Genomic DNA, 15,893 nt, shown 5'->3' on the forward strand with positions numbered 1-15,893 from the left:
TTTGTACTATGTGCGTTCCGGAATCGGTTAGAAGAACCGGTAACGGAGGTCTTTCACGTCAGCTTTCTGATAGAGGTCGTTGATGAAGCGGCTTGCCATGTTCTGGTTCATGGTTGCCAGTGAGTTGGCTTCGCTCTTCTCGTCATAGGTCTCTTCCAGCTTGGTCTTGTTGTAGGGTTGGAAGATGTAGACACCGCCATTGCCCTTCACCGGTTTGCTGAGCTGACCGACAGCCACTTTGGCAGCAGCTGCGCCCAAGGTCGGTTCGTTGCTGCGTGTGATGGATACGAATGCCGGAGCAGCGAACGATACGTGTTTCACAGAGTCGGTGCGGATGTCGGCGATAGCCTTGGCTTCATCAAAGGTCTTTACGGATGCCAGTTTCGCAGTGAGTTGCTCTGCCTTCTTGTCGCGCATGATTTCAGCACGCAGCTCGCCCTGTACCTGTGACACGGGGAGATAGCCTGCCTTGTTCACACCGGAGAGTGCAACGACCATGAGGTGTTCGTTCTCACGTCCGCAGTTGTACAGCGGGGAAACAGAGTGCTTGTCTGCGTCGAATACCCAGCGCAGGGCTTCCGTACTTCCCGGAACACCGCCTACCACATGCTCATCGCTTCTGAAGCCTTCACGGCTCAACAGACGGTAGCCATTGTCTTCGGCATTCTTCACGAAGTCATCGTAATCCTGGTTGCCGGCAAGGAACTGGTTGATTTTGTTGTAAGCCTCGTTGTAGGTCTCGTTGCTGAACTTCACGGGAACTTTCACGACAGCCACCTTGTATTTGTCGGTCATGGCTTTGCGGTTGACCACCTGAACTACGGCGTTGAACTGTCCGAGGTCGATGTTCTCCACTCCATTTACGCCGAGTGTGTTCAGGGCGTTGATGAGTTTGGTCGTGTTGAGGTCGAGCATCTGTCCTTCATACATCTGCGAGCTGATCCATTGCGATTCGCCGGTCTGGTTGTACTTCTTGGCGAGTTCTGCAAAGTCTGCACCGTTCTTCAGCGCGGTCGTGATGCTGTCAGCCAACTTCTTGGTGGCATCGATGGTAGCACCCACAACTTGCAGCTGGCGGAACTCCACAGAGTCGGGAGCAGCCTGCTTGCTGAGGATTTTGAAGGTATTGTAGGAGTCGTCCGTCTGGCTGTAGTAGGGACCATAGACTTCACCGACCGATGCGGAATCCAGGCGGTTGGCAACGTCGGTGGGGAATGCACGCTTGCTCAGAAGCACGTCCGTGAAAGGAACCGTTGACTTCGAGGAACGTACGATGGAAGAATATTCGTTGGAAGCGGCTTTTGCCAGTTCGTTGCTGCTTTCGGTCACTTCAGCTTCCGTAGCCTTGCGGTCGCTCTCGCTCGGAGTAACCACGTAGTCGATGTACTGGATGTTGCGGGTCTCGGCGAGGTTTCTGAACTGCTCCTTCTTCTGGTTATACAACTCCTTGATTTCAGAGTCAGAGATGTTGATGGTCGAGTCAGCAATTGAAGAGTAGGGGAGGATGGCAAGCTGGAGGTCTGTCTCATTGACACGTCCGTCGAACGACATTTGTGCCGAAACAGGGTTGGAGATGAGGGACTTCATGACCAGTGCCTGGTATTTGCTGACAAGCAGGCTCTGCTTCAGATTCTTCTCGACGAAGTTCATGATGAGTGACACCTGTTCGGGATTGCCTTGTGTGGCAAAAGCCTCCATGATGCCTTTGTCGAACATGCCGGTCTGCGGGTTGACGAACGGGGTGCTGTTGAGCAAGGGGCTGGTACCGTCCTGAAGCATCTGCTTGATTTCATCATCGGTAACGGTCAGTCCCAGTTTGTCGGCTTCCGTTTCGATGAGTTTGTAGGTCACGTAGGATTGCCATACCCCGTCGCGTATCTGGGTCAGCGCGTCGTCTGAGATATGGTTGTTTGTCAAGAGTTCTTGTACGCGGGTGTACTCTTCCACCATGTCCTGAAACTCTTGTGCGGAGATTTTCTCTCCGTCTACCACACCGGCATCACGCTGATTCTGGTGCGGCTGGAAAATCTTCCAAGCATCTCCGGCAATGAAGGCGAAGAGTGCAAGGCCGATGACAATGACCAACAGGGGTCCTTTGCTTCTGATCTTTTGTAATGTTGCCATTTGCTTTTATTTTATTGTTTATTATTCATTTGCTTCCGTTCAATGGTCGAACGAACCTTTTCCCCGGACGGCATGACGAGGGACACACCCCGGGTTTAAGGTTGTTAATTTAGCGCACGAAGATACAAAAAAGGACGATACATAGCCATCAAATACGTAAAAAATTGTGCTACTCAACGACTTTCAGGCGTACCAGTTCGATTTTGGTTGTTGTCCGCTTGATGATTTTGAACTGATACTTCCCGACGTTGACCGTTTCGTTGAGCTTGGGGAAGCTTTGGTAGACGTGGAGTATCAGTCCGCCGATGGTGAGATAGTCTTCATCTTCAGGCAGGGAAAGCTCGAACATCTCGTTGACTTTCTCAATCTCCAGGCGTGCCGAGAGGATGTATTCCTGCTCGTTGAGCTGCTTGGCGATGTAGGAAGTCGTGTCGTGTTCGTCCTCGATGTCTCCGAAGATTTCTTCCACCAGGTCCTCCAGGGAGACGATGCCCGATGTGCCTCCGAACTCGTCGACTACCACTGCCAGGCTCTTTTTCTGCTGCATGAAGATTTCCATCAGTTTCTGGGCTGCCATGGTCTCGGGGACGATGGGAACCTGCCGGACGTGGGAGGTCCAGTCTTCGGGATGACGGAACAGTTCCGACGAATGTATGTAACCCACGATGTTGTCGATGTTCCCCTGGTAGACAATCAGTTTCGAGTGTCCCGACTCGATGAAGTGCAGTTTGAGGTCGTCGAGACTTGTCGAGGTGTCGACTGCCTGTATCTCCGTGCGGGGGACAATGCAGTCGCGTATCTTGATGTTCGAGAAGTCGAGTGCATTCTGGAAGATGCGCACTTCCGGGTCCAGATTCTCTTCATCTTCGTTCGCCGGAAGGCTCGACTGGATGAAATAGTCGAGGTCGGTCTTGCCCAGTGCGTTGCGGGTTGCTGTCCGGTCAATGCGGTTACCTGTTAGCCGGAGCAGTCCGCGTCCGAGCAGCGACAGTACCTTGGCCAGGGGATAGAGCACCACGTAGAGCAGGAACATCGGAAGGGCGAAGACGGTCATGGTCCGGTTGGGGTTGATGCGGAACACGGTCTTGGGAAGGAACTCCCCGGTGATGAGCATGACGCATGCCGCTATCACGATTTCGATGAGCAGGAGGATGCCGGGATATGCCGTGACCGTCGCCGGCAGCCAGCTTTCGACAGCTTCTGCCACAAGGATGCCGTAGACGACCAGCGAGAGGTTGTATCCGGTGAGCAGTGCCGTGACGAAGTCGTCAGGGTGACGGTAGTACAAGGCAAGCAGCTTGCTGATGAGGCCCTGTCTGTGTGTGTCGAGCTGGAAGCGCATCTTGCTGGCCGAGGCGAACGCCGTCTCTACGCCGGAGAAGAATGCCGCGAACACCATTGCCGTCAGGATATAGAGATAGATGGTATGCATGGCGGTCAGGAATGGATGGAATCTGTGCGCACCGAGTCTTGCGGAGCGTCCTCCACGGGGAAGATACCGGCGGTGTTGTGGATGATGTAGTCGGTGAACTGCTGGTTGGAGGTGAAGCCGTAGCCCGTCAGGATTTTGTCTATCTGCTGGATACGGATGAAGCGGTCGGAGTAGACCTGCTCCTTCGCCTGGTCCCAGAACAGCTGTTCGGTGTTGAACTTCTCGCCTTTGATGTTCATGATGTCCACATGTCCGCGCAGGTCCCACAGCTTGAGTTTGTCGTAATAGTAGGCGGTGTCTGCCTTTACCTTGGCATCGATGCGCATCAGGTTGTCATATTTCTCCAGGTAGACGCCCTTCTCGAACGCCCATTTGCTGGTGTCGAGCCTGTCGTACACATCCCATTGCTCGGCAATGATTTTGTATCGGATGACTCCGGAGTCTGAGATGAGGGTCGAAACGCCAGTGCTGGTCATCATCGGACGCACGATGGAGTCGTTGACGGCAGGAGCCAGTGCCTTCTCGCCGTTGGAGCATGCCGCAAAAAAACAGGCGGCGAGCACGAGGCCTGCCACCAGGGTGAGTCCGCTATTTAAAAGGGTGCTATGTGTCGTTTTCGTCATAATCATTGATTGGGAACGTCGGGGAGAGAAGGTCAGGGATGCAGGGTGACTCCAGTCGTCTGTACGATAGGCTCATAATCGTCCACGCCGCCGGCGCGGAATGTCGCGTTCACACGTGCCAGTGTCTCGTCCCATATCGGACGGTTGATGTCGCATGCGATGGCAGAACTCTCCCGGATGAGCTTTACAGCTTTATGATAATCGTTGATGAAAGTCGGTTTGAACGTCGGGTTGTCCCGAAGGATTTTCAGGTTGACATCCATCCATGTCAGCAGCAGGTAGCACGAGGGAGTATCCTCCACACTTGCCACAGCCTCCTGTACCAGCCGGTAAGCCGTCTCCAGGTCGAGGGCGTCGCCCGCATAGTTGGCATAGTCATAGGCTTTGGCTGCCAGCAGATGGTCTTTGCGCACGGTGGTCCGCACGAAGTGTTGCAGCTGGTCCCGGTATACAATACCCTGATCGTAGAGGTGCATGAGCTCTTCCAGATACAGGCTGTGACGTTTGGTATTCCGTTCGTTCCGGAGCAGTTCATGCAGGATTTTCACTCCGTCGCTGTAGAGGCAGGCTTGCGAACCGGGAGAGAGTGTGAATGCCTCCTTCCACGGCGTATAGGCCTTCCGGTATTCGCCCTTGCGCACATGTTCCCTCATGATGCCCACGTTGAGAAGGCACTTGATGCTGTCTTTGCCATGACCGAACCGCGAACTTCCGCCGGTGTTCTGTTGGGCGAAAGCCGGGAGGACCAGGAGCGACAGCAACAAACCGAGGGTGATGAGCGCCGTGCGTCGCATAGTGTTCTCTGTGTTTTATTGTACGAGCATCTTGCGGAACCAGTCTTCGTTGAAGGTGAATCCTATGTTGATGCGCAGGTAGTTTTCCTTGATGAGGCTGCTGCCTTTCGGGCTGACGTTGATGTATTGCGCCGTGATGGACAGCAACGAACGGTTGTTGTAGTGGTTCATGATGGGGATTGCCACACCGCCTTCCACGCCGAACTCGCGCATGTCGGAGTTCTTCACCTGGATGTAGGGGGTGGAGTAGTAGGCACCCACACGGTAACGCAGACGCTGGAAGAAGCCTCGTCCCACGGGGTTGGGCACATATTCCGCTCCGACAGAGATGCGCGAGAGGTTGTTGAACTTCCACTGTTCGTAGTCGTTCTCGCTGTTCCCCGTGTCGAACTCGCTGTTCTGCTGGGTCTGGAAGTGAGGGAACTTCACACCGCTCCACTGTTGCAGGCTGTAGTCGGCGCCGATAGTCAGTCGGTTATCATAGACATAGGTCAGACCCACACCGATTTTCTGCGGCAGTTCGAACGCGCTGCCGATGGTGTCGATGTGTTGCTGCATGACTGTCGACGAGCTGGTCATCTGCTGTATCTTGTAGGCACTGCTGCCTATTTCGTGTCCCAACGAGTAGGTGGCACCCAGTGTTAGGGCATGTTTCTCCTTCAGGTTGAACGAGTACTGCACACCGAAGTCCAGCTTGTAGCTGTTGATGTCTGCCTGGTAGTTGCGGACGTTGCTCCACGCCGAACTGTTGCTGTAGGTGTTGGTGATGGTGTGCGTGTAGTCTCCGTAGAGGTAGGAGAAGTTGGCACCGATGGAGAAGTTCTTGAACAGCTCCACGCCGACACCGATGAATGCCTGATGCAGTCCGCCGTCGCCCGAGAAACTCTCGTAGGAGGTCGTGCTCGTGCCGGTCTGTCCACCGTCGGTGTTGGGCACTTCACGTCCGTCGCTGCTGAAGCTGTAGTTGATGTTCGAGAAAGGGAGAAGCCCCACGGTGATTCCGATGTGCTTGCGCAGGCGGAATTGCAGGGCGATGTAGTCGAGGCTGGAGTTCTTGGCATTCATGCTGAGGTCGCCGTTACTGAAGTTGGCGTTTTGCAGACTGATGCCGGCATCAAACAGGAATGTGATGGAGTCGATGGCAGAATAGGATGCCGGGTTTCCCACGTTGATGAGTTTGTTTCGCAGACCGTAGGATATGCCTCCCATACCGCGGTTGGCTGTGGTACTCTGGTCGGAGAGTAGTCCGAAACCGTATCGCGTATAAGGTGAGTTTACTCCGTTTTGCGCCAGGGCAACGCCTCCTATCATCAAGAACAACAGCGCAAAGATTATCTTTTCACATCTTATCATTGTAGTCTAGTATTCTGTTTAAGCCTTTTAGAACTAAAAATTTATCTGCAAAGATGATATTTTTTAGGTTTGTATCAAAAGAAAATTCATCGCCTCCGGTTAAAAAAACCAAAAGGTCAGGATATTTCTTCTGCATCTGTAGGATGTATCCCGTAATCTCCAGTTCAATGCCGTGTATGACTCCGGCACGGATGGCAGTCTCGGTGCTGTAGCCGAATTCGGGGATGTCGCCGTCGGGGTTGATGACCGGCAGTTTGTCGCAATAGGCACTCAGCGCCTTGATGCGTGTATATTTTCCCAGCGAGATGTTGCCGCCGTGATAGCATCCGTTGTGGTCGATGAATTCATACGTTAGTGCGGTTCCGGCATCCACCACGAGTATGTCTCTTCCGGGAAAGCGGGTGTATGCACCGACGACGGCTGCGATGCGGTCTGAACCGAGCGTCTTGGGTGTCCGGTATAGGTTGGTGATGGGCAGGGGAGTCTTGTAGTCCAGCTTGAGGAGGGGGAAATCCAGCCGTTTGAGTTGTGAGCTGATGATGTCGTTCATGTGTATGACCGACGAGAGGATTCCTTTGCGGATGGCATATCGCTCACAGATATTGTCCAGCTTTTCAAGCGCATGGTTGGTGTCGTAGACCATGTCTATCATCTCGTTTTGATGAAAGACAGCCAGCTTGGCAGCAGAGTTTCCTATATCTATAATAAGGTTCACGTTTATTTTCTCATTTCTTGATTTGAGGCTGCAAAGTAATAGAAAATCTATGGGAGTGTGAAGAAATGGCCGTTTTTTCTACATCCCGTCTGCAATAATTTCGTCATTTTTTCGTGCCACTTCTTCATGCACTTTTATTCAAGCGTCCATTTAACAGCTTACAGATATCTTTTCCTTTCATGGTCAGATTATAGGCAGGAAGGCTTTCGATTGAGCCAGCCACCTTGAGATTGAATGCCATTACACGCTGTACAAGACCGGGTGATGTCTTCAACTTATGCGTCAAGGGCTTTGCCTTTGTTAGACTTGGATAATCAAAGCTTACGAAATGTATTTTTTCAGTTTTTCACTGATGACTTTCAAATCGGATTCGATATTTCGTTTAAGTTTTTTGGTAGTTCCAAAATCTGAATAATGGAGGACAATAATGTTAATGCCATGTTTAGGTAATACATCGATACGTCTTTGATCGTAAATACGACGTTGTTTATCCCTGGATACTCCGCTTACAGTCATTTTCTTATCGAAAAGAGGAACCGAAGAGTTGTGTTGATACTCGTGATATTCCACAACTAACTTCAACTCTTCGTAATATGCATCAACTGGCAATCTATGTCCTGTGTCACCAACTAGAAAATCAAATTTGTGCTGCCTTGATGCCTTCTGATGAAGTATTTTATCGCATAGGTCAATGATGTAGAATTCATCTGAACTTCCCCTTCGATGGGTGCCTGATGAAGTTTGTCTTTTGATAGTTATCTCTGATTTATCATCAACCGGTTTAGCAGAATTTGTGGAAGAAATATCCACAAAGAACCAATATCTATTAGAATCTTTACGTTCAACCCATACATAAGGTATTAAGTCCAACATATTATTGTCATCAAGCTTGCGAAGGTACTTCCTAAGAGGTGACCCATCCCGATGATTAGAGGGGAAAATCCCTTTATCCATGAAAGAGCTCATTAAAGACTTGGCTTTTACCTTTTTGGGACTAGAAGGTAAACTGAAGTACTCTTTAAGAGCTTCATTTATCTTTTTAGCTATGTCTTGTTTATCCATATCTTATAAATTTTTATGTGTTATGATATTCCATTCTTAGGATAACATTATAGTATAGAATCCTTCTCATCTTTAGCTAATTCTGAAACGATAATGTTTGGCAGCTAACCAACCTTTTCAGAGAATGTTAAGCCGCTTGTAAATCGTTTTACAAAACCTCTAAATCATTTATTTTTATCTTATGTTCATTGGGGAAGCAAGAAAGCGAAAGAGTCAAATCACTTTGCTCTTCTTTCTCACTCCATAGAGGAATATATATATCTATCTGTTTATCGGAAATTTGATAGGATAATGCCAAATCAAACGCTTTTGCAGGTAGTGGTATAATAGTAACTTTCTCATATTCATTCCGCCTTCTCTAATCCCGTCGCACCTTAAAGTTCCAGTGAATTTTCCTTCAGCAAGAAGTCGTAAATGCTGATGGTCGTAATCCCGGATTCATCCCTCGTCACGGGGCTTTCTTCTCCGGTGACGATAATCTTTTTGAAGGAATCGTCCACTCGCAACAGAGATGCCCGTTCCTGCCTTATCTTTTCGTCGGATTCCATCCGGTAGGCCGACTGTATGTAATAACGCCTGCTCCCCAAGTTGCAGACAAAATCGACTTCAAGGCTGGAACGGTGCTGCTTCCCGTCCTCGCCTCTATGGATGACAGGGACAACGCCCACATCCACATTGAAGCCACGCATCCGCAGCTCGTTGTAAACCATGTTCTCCATCAGATGGCTCTTCTCCGATTGGCGAAAGTTGATACGTGCGTTGCGCAATCCCAAGTCCATGAAGTAATACTTATAGGGGGAATTGATGTAGCGTTTTCCTTTGATGTCGTAGCGGGTGGACTTCTCTATCAGAAAAGCATCGCAGAGGTAGTCAATGTAATTCTTGACGGTATCGCCGGACAGGGGCGATTTCTTCTCGCTTTGGAACGTGTTGGCCAGCTTGTTCGGATTGGTCAGCGCACCGATGCCCGAAGCCATGATGTTGATGAGTTCCTCCAGATCGTCGTCCTTGCGTATCTCGTAACGGTCTTTGATGTCCTTGAGGTAGGTCTCGTCGAACAGGGATTTCAGGAAGCGCACCTTCTGTTCTTCCGTTTGGTAGGACAGAATCTGCGGCAGCCCGCCGTACATCATGTATTCGTTGAACCCCGCCTGCACCGTTCCGGGATAGGCGGACATATATTCGCTGAAACTCAACGGGTACATTTTCACCTCGAAGCCACGTCCCCGGAATTCCGTGATGATGTCTTTGGACAGAAACTTCGCATTGCTGCCCGTCACATAAATATCCGCATTGCGTATTCGTAGAAAGCCGTTCAACACGTCTTCAAACTGGTCGAGCATCTGCACCTCGTCCAGCAGGATATAATACATGTCCCCGTCCGTGATGCGGCTCTCCACGTAGGCATAAAGGTTGTCCGGATTTCTTAGGACGCGGTTCTTGTAATCCTCCAAATCCACTTGGATAATATGGTCCGGGGCGATACCGTTGCTTTCCAGATACGAGATGAATATCTCAAAGAGCAGGTATGACTTGCCACACCTGCGCATCCCGGTTATAATCTTAATCATGCCGTTGTTCCGCAAGGAAATGAGTTCATTCAGGTATTTTCTTCGTTCTATATGTTCCATGCTAATCGAGATTTGTGTCACCAAGTGACAGAGTTCCCGATTACAAAGATAGGGGTTCTTTCTTTAAATCCGGCAAACGCTACTCGGAAAAAGTGTCATTGGTGACAGTTTTCCCGAATAGAGCATCCGTCATTATCCCAATGTGCCACAATCACAATCTCAGTTTGCTCATTCCGGCGGAATCCGCCGCCATCCCCGCCAACTCGTCTTCGCAAGTCTGGCAACCTAGCGGGACGGGTTGTGGAGGCTTTAACCCAAGGGGGGCTCGGTCGTGTCCTCGTTGTCCTCGCTGCCGCCGTTGTCGTTGCTGCTCTCCATGTTTTGTCCAGTCACACGAAGTCCGCTTTTTGCATGGCGGCTTTCATTTCGTTGGCGGGTTGGAAGTTGATGTTCACCCGCTTCACGTTGTGGACGGTGAGGTCTTCCTTGCGCTCGGCGCCCTCGGTGTTGAGGGTGACGTTGAACGTGCCTCAGTCGCCTAGCTTCACGCTCTTGCCGTCCAGCAGCAGGCGTTACACCACCTTGCGAACTGGCGTATCGCCATCGTCGCCTCATCGGCTATCAGCATAGCCACTTCGTTCTCGTCCACCATCTTCGTGGTGTACTGCACGGGATACCATTTCTTCGCCTCGTTGGGCTTGAGTGGGTTGGTGCGTTGCACCGGTTTCAAAAAATACTCATGTCTTTTAAGTTTTTAGGTTGTTAATTATTATGATAATGTTTGGCAGCGTTCCGCTTATTCAGTCGGTAGTGCTGTTTGTTATCAAATTATTGATTCATATAGGGTGACTCAAATTCTTCAATTTTTAGCTGTGTATTTATATTGCCTATAGATATTGGAGATTCATAAGAAACAAAATACATATAGTAATCATATCCAAAATGAAATTCCAATTTGTTTGAACGCAGTTTGCACCATAATTTTTCACGCAGTATATCACGAATCAAAGGTTCTATATATACACATTGAATCTTATCTCCATTATGATAATCCAAGTTCTTATAGTTTTCCAAATCAGTTATTTTGTAATCCCGAATATCAAATAACACAGAAACATCCTTGAATAACTTGATAAATTCATTTTCGGTATATAAATAATCCTCTTCCGTCACCAAAGAACCAATATCATAAAAACTAATCCATTCATTGTTACCCGGTAACGGTGATATATATTTATTAACCCTATATGAATAATATTTTTTCATTTTCTCAATTTGATAATGTTATACTATCAGCCGATTTGGCTGTTATTTTCTTCAAGTTGATATTTAGCAATATAGCAATAGAAATATTAAATTGTCATGGCTTTACTTTTTAATTTGATATCCTTTATAATTCCGGGTACGTGCCTCAAGGCATCGGATAATGGTTTGTCCTGCTCTATCCCCATTTTACTGAAATCGACCACCACCGCTTCGTCTTGGCGATAAATCCAATTGCTTTCGACGACAACCTCTTTCAGTGTTTCATTTCTGAGCTCCATATAGTATGAACCATTTGTTTTCTGGAGTGCTACGTGGAGAGGTTTGAAGGAGACGTGGCTAAAGGAAAGTCTGAAATTGCTTTTCCATGAAATGCTGTCCAATCTGAAGTGTCCATTTTTATCTGTAAGGGCAAACGGACTGTCGCCTCCCTCTATCCGTACGAAAACATGCTCGATGGCTGTTGAATCTGTCGAGTCCAGTACGATTCCTTAGACGACTTGTCCCATAGCCGGTGTGACGGTGAGGAAAAGCAAACAGATGATATGTGTTGTGATTTTTCTCATTCTCTACTTTTTGACGTCTGCAAGGTATACATATTTATTTCATAAATCAATGATTTACGAATATATTTTCGACGATGGACGACAAGTGGTTTTCGATGCTTGAAGCGATTGCAAACTTTTCGGTTTTCTCCTGTCAAGGGATGAAATGACAAAGTGTCAAAACGTCAAACGAATCGCCTGAGAATGCCCTTCGTTGCACCCGACGGCGAGCTTGTGCGTAAAAACGGCCTTTTCAAGCGATTTGCAAAATACACTTTGCTTGAAAATAGGGCTGTCAGATGTCGTTTTTGAGGAATTTGTGGTACTTTGGAAGGTGTACTGTTAAAGCGGAGGCGAATAAACTGTGCAAAATAACAGTTCTAAAAATGAAGTGTCCGCGCTTCTTTTGGAACGCAGATGTCTGGAATTTTTCTTTGCTGTTCTCTTTTCTTTACATCGACGGACGAAACAATATTGTTTCATCGGTCAAACAATATTGTTTCAAGAGTCAAACACTTGTGTTTGGAAGCTCAAACAATATTGTTTCGCGCATGAAAAAGAAGTGTTTGAGGTTAATAAATATAAAACGAATAGGCGTTGTAGAAGTTTCTTGTTAATCGGATTTAGCTTTTGCCCGCTGGAAGGAGGAGTTTTTCAAAAGTACGCGTTAGCTGAAAACGACGAATCGGGAAATTGTGTCAGGGAAACGGCTTGTTTGCCTCTCAGATTGTCAATGGGTGAGGAGGGGGTTGCCTGTTCTGTCCCGATGGGGGCTGCCGTGTCTGTGCTGATATGCAAAACGAGTTTTACTATTAATCTTTTATCGTTACCTTTGTCTTCAAATAAAACGATAAACAAAGGCAAACTGCTTGTTCCCATCAAGGAAGAGCCAGGTAAGTGACACCCGTATGACAACAAAAGAAATAGACGAACAGTCTTTGACAAAGGCATATCGCCTTTTTGAATCAGGCGATATAAACACGATACCGGTTGGTACGACGGCAGGACTCCAGCAGATACACCGCTATCTGTTTGACGGTTTATATCCTTTTGCCGGCATTATCCGGGACAAGAATATTGCCAAAGGAGGTTTCCGCTTTGCCAATTCGCTCTATCTCAAGGCGGCTCTCGCGGCAGTAGAGAAGCTGCCCGAAGACACCTTTGAGCAGATTATCGGGAAATATGTCGAGATGAACGTATGTCATCCTTTCATGGAAGGCAACGGACGTTCCATGCGTATCTGGCTGGACATGATGCTGAAACGCTCGCTCGGCAAGGTCGTCAACTGGCAGTATGTGGACAAGGACCAATATCTCTCGGCTATGGAGCGTTCTCCAATAAACGATCTCGAAATACGCTATCTGCTCTCGCAGAACCTGACTTCTGACACGGAGAACCGTGAAGTGATATGCAGGGGTATTGAGCAGAGCTATTATTATGAGGGGTATGAGAAGGAAAAATGAACTTTTGATGAGTAACTGTGTCGATGATGGTACGGTATTTCCTCCAAAACCCTTACCTTTGCACCGTCCATCCAAGAACCGGAAACCACAGAAATGAAAAAGCTATATATTCTCCTTGTCCTCCTGCTGGGAATGACACAGATGACATCGGTGCGTGCTGCCGAGGCAGACTCCGTGCGCATCAGCCTGATGACCTGCTCTCCCGGTAGTGAGATTTATGCCCTCTTCGGCCATACGGCAATCCGGGTGGAAGTGCCTTCCCGGAAGATTGACTGGGTGTATAATTATGGTATGTTCAGCTTCAATACGCCCAACTTCATCCTGCGCTTCGTCACGGGAGAGACCGACTATCAGCTGGGCATCATCCCTTATCCTTATTTTGAGGCGGAATATGCCGGACGCGGGTCCTACGTCGTGCAGCAGGAACTGAATCTCCTGCCGGACGAGAAGGCGCGTCTGGTGGAAATACTGGAAACGAACTACCTCCCCGAGAATCGTACCTACCGTTACAACTATTTCTACGACAACTGCACCACCCGTGCCCGCGACAAGATTGAAGAGAGCATCCGTGGCAAGGTGGTCTATCCCGTGGCACGCGATGCCGCGACCTTCCGTCAGATTGTCCACCGTTTCACCGACGGACATGCGTGGGACGAGTTCGGCATCGACCTCTGTCTGGGGGCTGAAGCCGACCGCGCCATCGATACCCGTGCCCAGATGTTCGCCCCGTTTGTCATGATGGATGAGGCGGAAGGAGCCGTGATCCGTTCAGCGGACGGCAGCGAGCGTCGGTTGGTGAAGTCGACCGTCCGTGTGGTCGACCCCGAGCCACTTCAACCGGAAAAGGGATTTCCGTTGTCACCTATTGCCTGCTCGCTGCTGGTGCTGGCACTGACGCTCGTCCTCTCATGGATGGAGTGGAAAAAGGGGGCGCGGCTGTGGCTGTTTGACGCGGTACTGTTCGCCTTCCAGGGGTTGGCAGGCTGCATCGTGGCGTTCCTGTTCTTCTTCTCACTGCACCCCACGGTGGGGTCGAACTGGTTGCTGGCCATCCTTAATCCCATTCCGCTGGTCTACCTGCCGTGGATGATTTATAAGTCCGTCAAGGGGCGGAAAGACCTCTATCATGTAGGAAATGCTGTTGTATTAACACTTTTTATAGTGTTCTGGTGGCTTATACCCCAAAAAATAACGTTAGTAATCGTACCTTTGGCGCTGAGTTTGTTGGTACGTTCCGTGACACGACTCCTCGTAACAAGTAAGAAAGCATGAAAGGACGCATATTAACCTCACTAGTGGCGGCATTGGCGCTGGCAAGTTTGCAGGCGCAGACCCTCTCTTCGGCTCCGAAGTTGGTGGTCGGTATCACCATCGACCAGTTCCGTACGGACTACATGGAGGCGTTCTCTGCACTCTACGGGGAGAAGGGCTTCAAGCGTCTACTCAAGGAGGGGCGTGTCTACACCAACGGCGGATACACTTTCAAGCCTGTCGACCGTTCGTCGGCTGTCGCAGCCATCTATTCCGGCACTACACCTTATTATAATGGCATCATTGCCAACAGCTGGCTGGACCGCGAGACCCTGCGTGTGATGGCATCGGTCGACGACAAGAACTTCATGGGCATGTACACCGCCGAGAACTCTTCGCCGCGCAAGCTGCTCTCCTCGACCGTAGCCGACGAGCTGAAGGTTGCCACTCAGGGAAAAGCCCTGGTGTACGCCATCAGTCCTTTCCGCGATGCAGCCATTTTCGGCGCAGGACATGCCGGCGACGGTGCCTTCTGGATTAATGACGACACCGGGAAGTGGGCAGGCTCCACGTTCTATGGTTCGTTCCCGACATGGGTGATGTCCTACAACGACCGTCAGGCACTCGACTCGCGCATCTCCGGGCTGGACTGGGAGACGTTGCAGAACCGGGCGCTCTACACCTACTTCTCGCCCGAGCAGCCCCGCGGGTTCAAACATTCCTTTTCAGATTACAAGAAATACCGTCAGTTCAAGACCTCCGGTCTCGTCAATGAGGAAGTCAACCGCCTGGTGGAGCGTTGCCTGCAGAGCACGACCCTCGGCATGGACAATGTGCCCGACCTCCTTTCGGTGACCTACTATGCCGGAAACTATGAACACAAGTCGACCACGGAATATCCCGTGGAGATTCAGGATACGTACGTCCGTCTCGACCGTGAGATAGGCAACCTCATCGACATGGTCGACAAGCGGGTGGGGCTGCGCAACGCCCTCTTCTTCATCACTTCGACGGGGTACAACGACCCCGAGAAGATGGACCTGGCTGCCTATCGCATCCCTACGGGCGACTTCTATATGGACCGTTGCACTGCCCTGCTCAACATGTACCTCATGGCAACCTACGGACAGGGAAAATACGTGCAGGCGTACAACGGGCTGAACATCTATTTCGACCATAAGCTCATCGAACAGAAGCAGCTGAGTCTGCCCGAGGTGCTCAACAAGTCTGCCGAGTTTCTCGTGCAGGTCAGTGGCGTGAAGGCTGCCTACACTGCCCATCAGCTGGCACTCAACGCCAATACGCCCGAACGGCTTCTGCTGCGCAACGCGTTCAACATCGACGCGTCCGGTGACATCCTGCTGGAGCTTGCCCCCGGCTGGAAACACGTGAGCGAGGACCCGCTGGTCGACAGCCACTACACGTCCGCATCCCTGATTAATTTCCCCATCATATTCTTCGGTCACTCCGTGAAGCCGGAGATTATCCCGGTGCCTGCCACAGTGGACTGCATTGCACCCACGGTGACACACTTCGTGCGCATCCGTGCCCCTAACGCATGCCGCTCAACTCTCTTGGGCGGAATCCGCTAAATCTTTTACCGTCTGAAAATTGCCGTAAAGTCGGCTCTTTCAATTAACTTTGCACGCTGTTGGCGGACGGCGTGTCAACACACTTATTCTATACTCACATAAGCA

At 49.9% G+C, this 15,893-nt stretch carries 15 protein-coding genes and 1 pseudogene; 4 read left to right on the plus strand and 12 right to left on the minus strand.

Features of this window, described 5'->3' with window-relative positions:
• Positions 1-27: 27 nt before the first annotated feature.
• The 12 genes and pseudogenes from C8275_RS05395 to C8275_RS05450 form a co-directional block, all read right to left on the minus strand.
• Positions 28-2,124, minus strand: a complete 2,097-nt coding sequence (locus C8275_RS05395; RefSeq protein ID WP_022383707.1) for a peptidylprolyl isomerase — start codon at positions 2,122-2,124, stop codon at positions 28-30.
• Positions 2,125-2,293: 169 nt separating this feature from the next.
• Positions 2,294-3,556, minus strand: coding sequence for a hemolysin family protein (locus tag C8275_RS05400; protein WP_106484398.1), 1,263 nt, complete (start codon positions 3,554-3,556; stop codon positions 2,294-2,296).
• Positions 3,557-3,561: 5 nt separating this feature from the next.
• Entirely contained in the window at positions 3,562-4,185 is a 624-nt protein-coding gene (lptC, locus tag C8275_RS05405) for an LPS export ABC transporter periplasmic protein LptC (protein ID WP_199881866.1), read from the minus strand.
• A gap of 26 nt (positions 4,186-4,211) precedes the next feature.
• Positions 4,212-4,973 (minus strand): hypothetical protein, encoded by a 762-nt coding sequence (locus C8275_RS05410; protein WP_106484400.1) that lies wholly within the window; start codon positions 4,971-4,973, stop codon positions 4,212-4,214.
• Between the two features lie 15 nt (positions 4,974-4,988).
• Entirely contained in the window at positions 4,989-6,326 is a 1,338-nt protein-coding gene (locus tag C8275_RS05415; RefSeq protein ID WP_022383703.1) for a hypothetical protein, read from the minus strand.
• Positions 6,313-7,041 (minus strand): type III pantothenate kinase, encoded by a 729-nt coding sequence (locus tag C8275_RS05420; RefSeq protein WP_022383702.1) that lies wholly within the window; start codon positions 7,039-7,041, stop codon positions 6,313-6,315. The genes C8275_RS05415 and C8275_RS05420 overlap by 14 nt, the downstream gene beginning before the upstream one ends.
• Before the next feature lie 321 nt (positions 7,042-7,362).
• Positions 7,363-8,103 (minus strand): hypothetical protein, encoded by a 741-nt coding sequence (locus C8275_RS14705; RefSeq protein ID WP_199881868.1) that lies wholly within the window; start codon positions 8,101-8,103, stop codon positions 7,363-7,365.
• A gap of 374 nt (positions 8,104-8,477) precedes the next feature.
• A complete protein-coding gene (locus C8275_RS05435) occupies positions 8,478-9,734 on the minus strand; it encodes an ATP-binding protein (RefSeq protein ID WP_106625735.1) in 1,257 nt (418 codons plus the stop codon).
• Positions 9,735-10,063: 329 nt separating this feature from the next.
• Positions 10,064-10,144 (minus strand): annotated as a pseudogene (locus C8275_RS14805) (DNA-binding protein); the annotation flags it as partial.
• Between the two features lie 74 nt (positions 10,145-10,218).
• Positions 10,219-10,404 carry a hypothetical protein gene (locus tag C8275_RS14810; protein ID WP_234395709.1) on the minus strand — a complete coding sequence of 62 codons (186 nt, stop codon included), beginning with the start codon at positions 10,402-10,404 and terminating at the stop codon, positions 10,219-10,221.
• Between the two features lie 98 nt (positions 10,405-10,502).
• Positions 10,503-10,940, minus strand: a complete 438-nt coding sequence (locus tag C8275_RS05445) for a hypothetical protein (protein ID WP_106484401.1) — start codon at positions 10,938-10,940, stop codon at positions 10,503-10,505.
• An 86-nt stretch (positions 10,941-11,026) separates the two neighbouring features.
• A complete protein-coding gene (locus C8275_RS05450) occupies positions 11,027-11,218 on the minus strand; it encodes a hypothetical protein (protein WP_106484402.1) in 192 nt (63 codons plus the stop codon).
• A gap of 628 nt (positions 11,219-11,846) precedes the next feature.
• Between C8275_RS05450 and C8275_RS05455 the strand changes: the two genes are divergently transcribed.
• The 4 genes from C8275_RS05455 to C8275_RS05470 all read left to right on the plus strand — a co-directional run bounded on the left by C8275_RS05455 (position 11,847) and on the right by C8275_RS05470 (position 15,788).
• Positions 11,847-12,383 (plus strand): hypothetical protein, encoded by a 537-nt coding sequence (locus tag C8275_RS05455; RefSeq protein ID WP_157948184.1) that lies wholly within the window; start codon positions 11,847-11,849, stop codon positions 12,381-12,383.
• Between the two features lie 7 nt (positions 12,384-12,390).
• Complete coding sequence (fic, locus tag C8275_RS05460) at positions 12,391-12,945, plus strand: protein adenylyltransferase Fic (RefSeq protein ID WP_106484404.1); 555 nt, start codon at positions 12,391-12,393, stop codon at positions 12,943-12,945.
• Positions 12,946-13,038: 93 nt separating this feature from the next.
• Positions 13,039-14,217, plus strand: coding sequence for a DUF4105 domain-containing protein (locus tag C8275_RS05465; protein ID WP_106484405.1), 1,179 nt, complete (start codon positions 13,039-13,041; stop codon positions 14,215-14,217).
• A complete protein-coding gene (locus tag C8275_RS05470; RefSeq protein ID WP_106484406.1) occupies positions 14,214-15,788 on the plus strand; it encodes an alkaline phosphatase family protein in 1,575 nt (524 codons plus the stop codon). The genes C8275_RS05465 and C8275_RS05470 overlap by 4 nt, the downstream gene beginning before the upstream one ends.
• The last annotated feature ends 105 nt before the right edge of the window (positions 15,789-15,893 follow it).

The sequence above is a fragment of the Bacteroides sp. Marseille-P3684 genome, from assembly GCF_900291465.1.
Lineage (GTDB): Bacteria > Bacteroidota > Bacteroidia > Bacteroidales > Bacteroidaceae > Phocaeicola_A.